We start from the raw sequence: 10,323 nt of genomic DNA on the forward strand, positions 1-10,323 counted from the left end.
AGAAGGGTGTTGATGTCTGTCGTCACAAACGGATCATCAACACCCTTCGCTGCGTCCGCAGCCCCGCCTTGAGTTAGGACTTACTCGTCTAGGGCCCTGGGTCACGGCGGACTTCCAGGGCGAGCCGTCAAGGGAGCACAGGATGTCCTGGATGGGGTTGACGTTGTCCAACGGTGCGCGCGCGGTGACGAAGCCCCTCCGGCCGATCGCACCTGACGACCTGCCGGACCCGTCATCCTCGAAGTACAGGAGCGAACTCGACGAATAGATGACCGGCGGAGCCGGTGCCGTCGTGCTGGTCCGGAAGGTCGCCCAGGCCGTGTACGGGGAGTAGGCACCCTGCTCGTCCTTCGACCGGCTGCGCCAGCGGTAGGCGCCGTCCGCGAGCGTCGGGGTGACCCGCCACTTCGCCGGTTGGGCCGGCGTGCTGGGGCCGGAGGCGTAGCCGGTCTTCACGCCCGTGGCGACCGTGACGCCGGCGGCGGTCTGGACATCGAAGTAGACCGTCAGCACGGTGCCGCTGTCCGGGTCGGTGGCGAAGACCGACAGCTCCGGGTCCCGGCGGCCGACCACCGGGCTGGAGGTGCAGCTGCTGAAGCAGTCGGTCACCGCCATCCCCGTCGGGGTGCCCGGCGTGCGGTTGTAGGTGGCCTGCAAGCTGACCGAGGAGGCGTGGAACCGGGTCCAGTCGTACTGGTCGGACTCCTTCGTCGCGCGCAGGCCGAACGCCATCCTGGTGGCCTTGTTGGTGGCCTGGGTCTGCAGCTTCGACCGGAGGCTGCCGGTGAACTCGCCCGGGTCGTCGCCCTTCGGGCAGGTGCTCTCGTTCGCGGAGAACGTGTCGGTGTCGACCCGGGACATCCAGTCGCCGTCGGAGTCGTTGTACCAGGTGTAGGTCGACGGGGTGTTGAACAGCTGCGTCTGCCACAACTCGATGCTGGTGGTGGCGCAGTCCGCGGTGTGGTCGGCGGTGATGTGCAGCGAGGCGGACAGCACCTGCGCCCCGGACATCTCGGCGATGTTGAACTGCATGTGTGAGCGCCACACGTCCGAGGTCTGCCATTGCCGGCCGACCCGCATGTCCGAGGATTCCCCGTAGTAGGAATGGTTCGGATTGTGGTTCATCACGTTGGTCCAGTGCGTCGGTGACGGCTTGCTGAACGGCGGGTCGATGTAGACCGGGAAAATCGTGTCCGGGGCGGCGAGCATCTTCGTGTCCGGCAGCACCGTCAAGCTGTCCTTCGACACCTGGACCGGCATCCGCACCAGGCGGTGCGGAGTGGGCTCCCCGCCGGTCGAGGCGGCCTGGTCGGCCAGCAGCCGGGCGCGTTCCGACGCCGGCCGGGCGGCGATCGACGGGATCGGCGCGGGGGAGTCCCACATGTGCGCGCCGGGCGAGACGAACAGCGGCTTCCCGGCGCGGTCGACGACCTCCACGCCGTTGCCGGCCGACGTACGCACCTGCGCGCCGTCGGCGGCCAACCCGAGGGTCACCCGGCGCAACGCCGGGTTCGCCGCCGCTTCCCGGGACTTCACGACGAGCAGTTGGCGGAAGCCGGTCGCCTCCGCGGTCACCGCGAGATCCACGCCCGGCAGGACCTCGGGATAGGTGGCCGTGTCCCCGGCGAGGACCGGCGCCGGCAGGGCCGCCGGCCAGGTCAGCGAGAACCGGGCCCCCGGCTCACCGACGGAGACCAGCGGGCCGCTCCCACCGCCGGACAGGCGCAGCGGCACCGTGGTCACCTTCGGCGCGAGCCCGCCGTCGGCCGTCCGTTGCAGGGAGACGTCGATGGCCGCCCACCCCTTGGGGGTACGCGCCCGCACCGGCACCGGCGTCGACCGCATGGTGAAGCTGCCGTCCGGGTTGGCGACGGTCAGGTTGGTCTCGGAGGTCCGCGACGAGACCTCCACGGTGCGGTCGCAGGCCTGGGCCATCCGGCTGGCGGCTGAATCGTCCGCGACCGCGCCCACGCAGTCGGCGGCTGACGCGGAATGGGCCGGGAGAGCGATGAGCACGGGCGCGGCCAGGAGCAGGGACGTGGCGGCCGAGGCCGCCCCGAACCTCGTTAATGCAGGTCTCAAGACATTTCCTCTGGTGAGAGTGGCGCACGGATGATTTCCGGCTGCCGGCGACCGGGCGTAACGGTGCAAGGGCATGACGAACTGCCGTACGGAAAGCGCCGGCGCCCCGGCGAACGACGCGGATTATCCGCGTCGGGATCCGTTACCTGTGCCGGGTGAGGGGCCACATTCGACGCGCGGACAACGCGCGGTCGCATAAGGCGGAGAGCTGCCTTGAGTGGTGCGTGCAGAAGTCGGCCATCGGTCCCCCGTGATCAATGCCAGACAGTGTGTCGGATTTTAGGGAGCCAATTGACCCTTGTGAAGGGCCGGGCACAGATTGACAGCACAAACCGGGGCAGGGGCATACCGACCGGTCCGCACGTTGACGGGCTGTCACCGGCGCCGGACGCGGGCACGGCCATCGACATACTGGCACTTATGGATGTTCGGTCGGTGTCGCCCCCGCACCCGGCCTGGTCGGATGGCAGAACGGACACCGCCGTTCGACGACAGGAGGGACCGTGCGCACACCATCGCGTGCGACGACGGGGGCCACCGCGCTGCTACTCGCGGCCGGACTGGTGCTCACCGCGACAGCGGGCAGCCAGGCGGCACCCCGGGACGAGACCCGGACCCAGGCGACACCCGGGCAGTTGCCCGGCGACAGCCACGACAGCAAGGCACGGGACAACCGCACGGTGCGGACCGCCCCGACCGGCCGGCAACGGGACCGGGCCGCCGCGCTCGGCGCCCGGGTCCGGTGGACCGACTTCGGCACCCCCGCCAGCCTGACCCCGACCGACCGGCCGCTCGCCACCGGCCTGTCCGCCGACCCGGCCGCCGCCGCGCGGGCGTACGTGGCGGCCAACCGCGAGCTGCTCGGGCTGACCGAGGCGGGGGCCGCGGCGCTGGAGCAGTTGACCGTCGCCCCGATGGGCGAGGGCGCCACCGTGCTGTTCCGCCAGCGCTTCGGCGACCTGCCGGCCGCCGTGGACGGCGTGCTCGCGGTCGGCGTCCGCGACGGCGCGGTATGGCACGTCAGCTCGTCGCTGGCCCGCGACGGCGCGGCGCCGGCCCCGGCCACGCTGAGCGCCGAGCAGGCGCAGCGGGTGGCGACCGTCGACGCCGGCCTCACCGACCCGACCTTCCTGCGGACCACGCTGGTCGCCGTGCCGACCGCCGACCGGGGCGCGCGCGCCGCGTACGAGGTGGTGCTCGGGGCGCGGCTCACCGGCGCGGAACCGGCCGCCTACTCGACCTACGTGGACGCCCGCGACGGCACCGTGCTGGTCCGCGAGGACCTGGTGGACCACGACGCGGACAACCCGTCCTGGGAGGTCTTCCCGAACTCGCCGCGGGTCGACAAGTCCTCCACCGACACCCGGGTGCGCTGGTGTGCCGCGCCGGCCGCCGGCTGCGCCGAGGTGGTCGGGGTGCCCGGGTCGCCGGCCTGGGACGTCGACCCGGCGACCGGGGCGTCCACCGCCACGACCCGGGGCAACAACGCGATCGCGGTGCAGAACTGGTTCAGCAACGACCCGTTCAGCGTCGGCACCGAGCCGGCCACGCCGCGCCCCGACCGGAACTACGCGTACCCGTGGACCAACCAGTGGTACGAGCAGCGGTGCAGCCCGGACACCTTCACCTCGCCGCGGGCCAACGACATCGACGCGGCCCGGGCCAACCTGTTCGGGATGCACAACCGGATGCACGACTGGTCGTACCACCTGGGCTTCACCGAGGCCACCTGGAACCTCCAGCAGGACAACCTCGGCCGCGGCGGGCTGGGCAACGACGCCGAGCAGGGCAACGCCCAGGCCGGCGGGGTCAGCGGCGGCCCGCCCGCCTTCGCCGCCCGGGACAACGCCAACCAGATCACCCCGGGCGACGGGATCGCCCCGATCACCAACATGTACCTGTGGCAGCCCATCGCCGGCTCCTTCTACGCGCCCTGCGTGGACGGTGACTTCGACATGTCGGTGATCGCCCACGAGTACGGCCACGCGATCAGCAACCGCATGATCGCCGGCCCGAGCACCGGGGTCAGCTCGCCGCAGGGGATGAGCGAGAGCTGGTCGGACCAACTCGCCATGGAATACCTCTACGAGCACGGGTACGCGGCGCCGGGCCGGCGCGGCTTCACCATCGGCGAGTACACCACCGGCGACCCGGACGCGGGCATCCGCAACTACAACATGAGCCGCAGCCCGCTCAACTACAGCGCGATCGACTACGACTTCGTCGGTCTGCAGGTGCACGCCTCCGGCGAGGTGTGGACCGCCACCAACTACGACATCCGGTCGGCCCTGATGCGCCGCTACGGCGCCGGGAACCGGGCCGTGCAGAAGTCCTGCGCCGTCGGGGCGACCCCGGTGACCGCCTGCCCGGGCAACCGGCGGTGGATCCAGCTCGTCTTCGACTCGTTCCTGCTGATGGCGGTCGGTCAGGTGAGCATGGTCGACGCCCGGGACGCGATGCTGGCCGCCGACCGGATCCGCTTCGGCGGGGCCAACCAGGACCTGCTCTGGAACGCGTTCGCCGCGCGCGGGCTCGGCGAGGCGGCGGCCAGCGCCGGCAACGCCGACGCCAACCCGACGCCCGACTTCACCTCCCCGTACGCGAAGGAGGGGGTGCTGCGCCTGCGGCCGGTGGACGGCCGGGCGGTGCCCGGGGCGCAGCTGTTCGTCGGCCGCTACCAGGCGCGGGCCGTGCCGGTCGCCGACACCGACGCGGCCACCCCGCTGACCGACGCGGTACGCCTCGTGCCGGGCCGCTACGAGTTCGTGGTCCGGGCGCCCGGCTACGGGCACGTCCGGGTCGGCCCGGTCACGGTCAGGGCCGGCCAGGTCCGTGACCTGCCGGTCAAGCTGCGCCGCAACCTCGCCTCGGCAGCCGCCGGCGCGACGGTCGGCGGGGACGGGGTCAACCTGGGCCTGATCGCCGACGACGACGAGAACACCAACTGGGCGTCGCTGGGCGCGCCGGTCGCCGGCCGGCAGGTCACCGTCGACCTGGCCGGCGGCGTCCAGCAGGTCCGCCGGGTGCAGGTCAGCGCGATGCTGCGCCCGCCGGTGGTGGGTGACGCGGACGCCGGCACGCAGAGCCGGTTCTCCGCGCTGCGCCAGTTCCGGGTCCTCGCCTGCACGGCGAAGGGCGCGGTCACCTGCACGCAGCCGGGCGACTTCCGGGCCGTCTACACCAGCCGGGCGGACGCCTTCCCGTCGGTCGCGCCCCGGCCGCGGGCCCCGGAGCTGATCATCCGGTCGTTCGACATCCCGCGGACCAAGGCGACCCACCTGCGGATCGAGGTGGTGACCAACCAGTGCACCGGCGCGCCGGACTACGCCGGTGAGCAGGACGCCGACCCGCGGGCGGCGACCGACTGCGCCACCGCCAGCCCGCAGGCGCAGAACGTGCGGATCGCCGAGTTCCAGGCGTTCGCGCAGTAGGCGACGGGTGCGGGCGGGCACCGCCCGCCCGCACCCCCTTGCCATACATCGTCGAACATCACTAGATTGGCCGACGGGCGCCGCCGTACGGCGGCTGAACGTCCCCGCCCGAGCCGGGCAGGTCCGCACGCGTATCCGCGCGTCGGCACGCGAGGTCCCCGCAGCTTCCGCACCGCCGGTCCCGCGACCGGCGGTCCGTTGAGAGGACCCCGATGAGGATCTCCCACGCCCGTCTCGCCCCGGTGGTGGCGGTCGCCACCACCCTGGCCGCCGCCGTCGTCGTCACCCCGCTGGTGGCCGGCCCGGCCGCCGCCGCCCAGGGGTGCCAGGTCGACTACCTGCCCAACGTGTGGCCGGGCGGGTTCACCGCCACGGTCCGGGTCGCCCCCGGCGACACCGCCGTGAACGGCTGGACGGTCACCTGGACCTACCCCGGCGACCAGCGGATCACCGGCGCCTGGAACGCCGTGGTCAGCCAGTCCGGCGCCACCGTCACCGCCCGCAACGCCACCTGGAACGGCAGCGTGCCGGCCGGCGGCGCCACCGAGTTCGGCGTCCAGGGCACCGTCGGCGCGAGCGCGTCGGCGCCGACCGCCTTCGCGCTCAACGGCGTGCCGTGCAACGGCGCGCCGCCGTCGCCGACGGTCTCGCTCACGACGTCGCCGACCACCTCGCCGAGCCCGACGATCTCGCCGAGCCCGACGATCTCGCCGAGCCCGACGATCTCGCCGAGTCCCACGATCTCGCCGAGCCCGACGATCTCGCCGAGCCCCACCACGTCACCGAGCCCGACCGGGCCGCCGCCGGCCGGCTGCGCCGGCGCGGTGCTCTGCGACGGCTTCGAGAACCAGACCGGTGCCACGCCCGCCGGCGACTGGGCCGTGGTGCACCCGGACTGCTCCGGCACCGGCACCGCCGCGGTGGACACCGCCACCGCCCACGGCGGAACCCGATCGGTGCGGGTCAACGGCGGGGGCGGCTACTGCAACCACGTCTTCGTCCGGGCCAACCGCGACCTCTCCGGCGTCGGCGCGGTGCGCTACGGCCGGCTCTGGGTCCGGCACAGCACGGCGCTGCCCGCCGACCACGTCACCCTGCTGGCCATGGCCGACGCCGCGGACGGCAACCGCGACCTGCGGATGGGCGGGCAGAACAGCGCCATGCAGTGGAACCGGTCCTCCGACGACGCCACCCTGCCCGAGCAGAGCCCGGCGGGGGTGGCGTTGAGCGTGCCGCTGCCCACCGGCCGCTGGTCCTGCCTGGAGTTCATGGTGGACGGCGGCACCGGGCAACTGCGTACCTGGCTGGACGGGACCGCGATCACCGGGCTGACCGCCGACGGCGTGCCGACCCACGACATCGACGGGCAGTGGTACGGGCGCACCTGGCGACCGGCGCTGACCGACCTGAAGCTGGGTTGGGAGAGCTACGGCGGGGCGACGGACACCCTCTGGTTCGACGACGTGGCGCTGGGCGGCACCCGGATCGGCTGCTGACCCGCGACCCGGGGCCGGGCCGCCGCGCCCGGCCCCGGGCCGCCGCGCCCGGCCCCGGGCCGCCGCGCCCGGCCCCGGGCCACCCGCCCGGCCCCGGGCCACCCACCCGGCGTTCACCCGCCGGTGCGCCACCGTTTTCCCCCGGGACCTTCCGGTGGGCGACGATCACCGCCAGACTGGGCGCGACCAATGCAAAGACGTTGGTCGATGTCGTCGTATCCGGACAGGGAGGAACCCTTGACCACGCCTACGACCCCGCTGCCCGCCACCGGCTCCCGCGTACGCCGCATCCTCGGCGCGCTCACCCTGCTCACGGCCATGGTCGCCACCGCGCTCGTCGGCCCCTCGGTGGTGTCACCGAGGCTCGCCGAGCCCGCCCAGGCCGCCGTCTACAGCTCGTGCACCATGACCCGCTGCGCCGACGCCCGCACCGCCCGCTCCGGCTGGTCCGGCAAGGGCTTCCCGACCAGCCGGGGCTGGTACTCGTGGAGCGGCGGGCAGTGCAACTACGCCGGCGGGCAGTTCTACAACCGGGAGGGGCAACTGCCCACCGGCGCCACCTACTACGAGTACGACGTCTACCCGCGCGCCTGCGGGGCGTCCCGCGACGCCTACCGGATCGTGGTCAACCGGAGCACCGGGGTGACCTGGTTCTCGCCCGACCACTACGCGAACTTCTACCGGCTCTGACCGGCCGCCGTCCCGGGCCGGGCCGCCCCGCGCGGTCCGGCCCACCCGGCGGGAGAGGAGGCACCTGGTGGCTGCCCACCCGGCGAGCTGGCTGACCGTCACGGCCGGACCGGCCCCGGCCGGCGTGGCGCTGGCCGGGGCGGCCGCCCGGACCCGGGCCGGCCTCTTCGACGCGCTGACCGCCGCCCTGGCCCTGCCCGACTGGTTCGGCCGCAACTTCGACGCCCTCGCCGACGTGCTGGCCGATCGGCTCGACGCCGGACCGCTCACCCTGGAGGTCCGCGACGCGGGGCAGTTGCTGGTCGACGAGCCGCCCGGACAGCTCGGCATCCTGCTCGACGTGCTCGGCGGGGTCGCCGCCGACGGGCGGTACCCGCTGCGGGTGGTGCTGCGCGAGCCGGCCGACCGGCTCCCCGCCCTGCACCGGCGGATCACCGCGGCCCGGCACGGCCGCGACGCGCCCCCGGCCGGCTGACCGAGCGCCCGCGGCGGTGGGTCAGTTCGGCTGGTCGAGGATGGCGCTGAACCGCTCCTCGGCGAGGTCGAGCTGGGCGAAGATGTGCCGCTTCACCGGCGCGGAGAGCGGCGTGTCCGGCCGGGCGATCAGGTCCCGGAACACCGGCACCAGCGGCCGGTACTTCGCCGCCGACCGGGCCACCTTCGGCCCGGTGGTGTGGATCACACCGACGCCGTTGTCGGTGAAGTCGGACACCTTGATCACCCGGGCCCAGGGCTCCCGGTCCAGGCTCGCCGCGACGTGCTCGCGGTACTGGACGTGCCGGTCCCGCCCCGGGTCGTACACCGGGTTGGTGACCGCGCCGACCAGGCGGGCCACCCGTGGGCCGAACCGGTCGGCCAGCACGGCCAGCGCCGCCCCGGTCGGCTCGCCGGCGTCCATCCGGTCGTCGTCGGCGGCGGGCGCGCCGGTCGGGCATCGGCGCAGGCCGGCCAGTTCCACCGGGTGGTCCTCCACCGCGTCGTGCAGCAGGCCCGCCACGATCACGTCCACGTCCCGAACCTGGTAGTGGTGCATCATCCGGATCGCCACCCGCAGCAGGTGGTTGAGGTACGGCTCGCGGACCCGGCGGTCGTCGCGGTGCAACGCGGCGGCCAGCTCCTCGGCGGCGGTCAGCCGGCCCCGCGCGGTCTCGTCGAACGCCTCGATCTCCAACCGGAACCGGGCCCGCAGCCCCGGCTCGCCGTGGATCTCGGTGATCGCGTGCATCGGCATGGTCGCCAGGTAGGCGGGGAACTCCATGCGTCCCTTATAGCTGATCTTCGCTACCGGCGGGGCCGCGCGGTCGGCCACCCGACGCCGTCAACCGCTACCGAGCCGCTTGACCAGGCGCACCGTCGTACCCTCCGGGGTGCCCTCGATGGCCGCCTCGTCCATCACCCGCGCCATGATCAGCCGCCCCCGGCCCCGGTCGGTGGCGTCCCCGCCGACGTCCTCCCGCCAGCCGCCGTCGTCGCGGATCTCGATCTCCAACAGGTCGCCGCGCAGCTCGGCGCGGACCGTGGTGATCCCCTCGGGGGCGAACCGGTAGCCGTGCTCGATCGCGTTGGCGCACGCCTCACCGGTCGCGATGAGCACCGTCTCGACGTCCCACTCGTCGACGCCGAGCCCGTGCAGCCAGTGCCGCAGCCGCTCCCGGGTGGGGGCGAGCTGCCCCGGGTCGGCCGGCACGGTGAGGGTGAGCGCCTGGCCGGATCGCGGCAGGGACGGCGCGGCGGCGTCGCTGCCCACGACACCCTCCATCTCCGGCCCTCCTGTCCCCGTGTACGGCGCCGGGCCCGGACGCCCAGAGGCGCCGTCCGTGGCCCGTCCCGGCCTATTGTCCCCGGTCACCTTGGGCTTCATTCCCCGACCCTGCGGTTCGAACCGGGATCGGGTCCGGCAGAACCGGGCCGGGCCCGGGCCGGCCCGGCGCGGGGCACAATCGGCGCATGGACCGGGTGCTGGACCTGCTCGTCGGGCTGCCGCCCGCCGTGGTCCTGGCGCTGGTCTTCCTGCTGCCCGCGCTGGAGGCGTCGACCTTCCTCGGCCTGCTCGTGCCCGGCGAGGTGGCGGTGCTGGTCGGTGGCGTGCTGGCCCACGAGGGGCGGCTGCCGCTCTGGACGGTGATCGTGGCCGCGGTGATGGGCGCGGCGCTCGGCGACCAGGTGGGCTACCTGGTCGGCCGCCGCTACGGCCAACGGCTGCTGGCGCGGACGCCCCGGCGCTTCGTCCGCGGCGCGGAGCTGCGGCGGGCGCTGGACCTGGTCCGCCGCCGGGGTGCCACGGCGGTGGTGGTGGGCCGGTGGGCGGCGGCGCTGCGGGCGCTGGTGCCCGGGCTGGCCGGGCTCAGCGGCATCCCGCGGCGCGCCTTCACGCTGGCGAACCTGGCCGGCGGCGTGCTCTGGGCCGTGGTCGTGGCGGTGGCCGGCTACCTGGCGGGGGCGTCGTACCGGCTGCTGGAGCGGCGGCTCGGCTGGGCCGGGGAGGCGGTGCTGGCCGTCGTGGTGCTGCTGGTGGCCGTGCGGATCGTCCGCGCCCGGCTGCCCGGGCCGGGAGGACGAGCCGGTCACCCCGCGCTCGGCGTACGGGCGGCACAAGCTCGGCCTGGAACTGCTGGTGCGCGACT

The 10,323-nt window shown here is 74.0% G+C and carries 8 protein-coding genes; 5 read left to right on the plus strand and 3 right to left on the minus strand.

What is annotated here, in order from left to right:
- Positions 1-36: 36 nt before the first annotated feature.
- A complete protein-coding gene (locus AB0I11_RS33565; RefSeq protein WP_357329849.1) occupies positions 37-2,082 on the minus strand; it encodes a hypothetical protein in 2,046 nt (681 codons plus the stop codon).
- Between the two features lie 503 nt (positions 2,083-2,585).
- On the opposite strand from AB0I11_RS33565, the gene AB0I11_RS33570 reads away from it, so the two are divergent.
- The 4 genes from AB0I11_RS33570 to AB0I11_RS33585 all read left to right on the plus strand — a co-directional run bounded on the left by AB0I11_RS33570 (position 2,586) and on the right by AB0I11_RS33585 (position 8,174).
- Positions 2,586-5,513 (plus strand): M36 family metallopeptidase, encoded by a 2,928-nt coding sequence (locus AB0I11_RS33570; RefSeq protein ID WP_357329851.1) that lies wholly within the window; start codon positions 2,586-2,588, stop codon positions 5,511-5,513.
- A 212-nt stretch (positions 5,514-5,725) separates the two neighbouring features.
- Entirely contained in the window at positions 5,726-7,009 is a 1,284-nt protein-coding gene (locus tag AB0I11_RS33575; RefSeq protein ID WP_357329853.1) for a cellulose-binding domain-containing protein, read from the plus strand.
- Positions 7,010-7,327: 318 nt separating this feature from the next.
- The gene (locus AB0I11_RS33580) at positions 7,328-7,699 is read left to right on the plus strand and encodes a ribonuclease domain-containing protein (protein ID WP_357329863.1); all 372 of its coding nucleotides are present in this window, start codon (positions 7,328-7,330) and stop codon (positions 7,697-7,699) included.
- A gap of 67 nt (positions 7,700-7,766) precedes the next feature.
- Positions 7,767-8,174 carry a barstar family protein gene (locus tag AB0I11_RS33585; RefSeq protein ID WP_357329855.1) on the plus strand — a complete coding sequence of 136 codons (408 nt, stop codon included), beginning with the start codon at positions 7,767-7,769 and terminating at the stop codon, positions 8,172-8,174.
- A 21-nt stretch (positions 8,175-8,195) separates the two neighbouring features.
- Here the strand turns inward: AB0I11_RS33585 and AB0I11_RS33590 are convergent, their stop codons facing one another.
- Both AB0I11_RS33590 and AB0I11_RS33595 read right to left on the minus strand, forming a co-directional pair.
- On the minus strand, positions 8,196-8,957 hold the full coding sequence (locus AB0I11_RS33590) for an HD domain-containing protein (RefSeq protein ID WP_357329857.1): 762 nt from the start codon (positions 8,955-8,957) through the stop codon (positions 8,196-8,198).
- A gap of 60 nt (positions 8,958-9,017) precedes the next feature.
- The gene (locus tag AB0I11_RS33595) at positions 9,018-9,458 is read right to left on the minus strand and encodes an ATP-binding protein (protein ID WP_357329859.1); all 441 of its coding nucleotides are present in this window, start codon (positions 9,456-9,458) and stop codon (positions 9,018-9,020) included.
- Positions 9,459-9,646: 188 nt separating this feature from the next.
- Between AB0I11_RS33595 and AB0I11_RS33600 the strand changes: the two genes are divergently transcribed.
- Positions 9,647-10,323, plus strand: a 677-nt coding sequence (locus AB0I11_RS33600) for a DedA family protein (RefSeq protein WP_357329861.1), incomplete at its 3' end; no start/stop codon positions are given.

The sequence above is a fragment of the Micromonospora sp. NPDC050495 genome (genome assembly GCF_040655175.1).
Taxonomy (GTDB): domain Bacteria; phylum Actinomycetota; class Actinomycetes; order Mycobacteriales; family Micromonosporaceae; genus Micromonospora.

What these genes read in the sequence shown, in the direction of transcription:
- AB0I11_RS33575 (WP_357329853.1), top strand. Translation starts at nt 5,726, where the DNA reads ATGAGGATCTCCCACGCCCGTCTCGCCCCGGTGGTGGCGGTCGCCACC.
- AB0I11_RS33580 (WP_357329863.1), top strand. Translation starts at nt 7,328, where the DNA reads ATGGTCGCCACCGCGCTCGTCGGCCCCTCGGTGGTGTCACCGAGGCTC.
- AB0I11_RS33590 (WP_357329857.1), bottom strand. Translation starts at nt 8,957, where the DNA reads ATGGAGTTCCCCGCCTACCTGGCGACCATGCCGATGCACGCGATCACC.
- AB0I11_RS33595 (WP_357329859.1), bottom strand. Translation starts at nt 9,458, where the DNA reads ATGGAGGGTGTCGTGGGCAGCGACGCCGCCGCGCCGTCCCTGCCGCGA.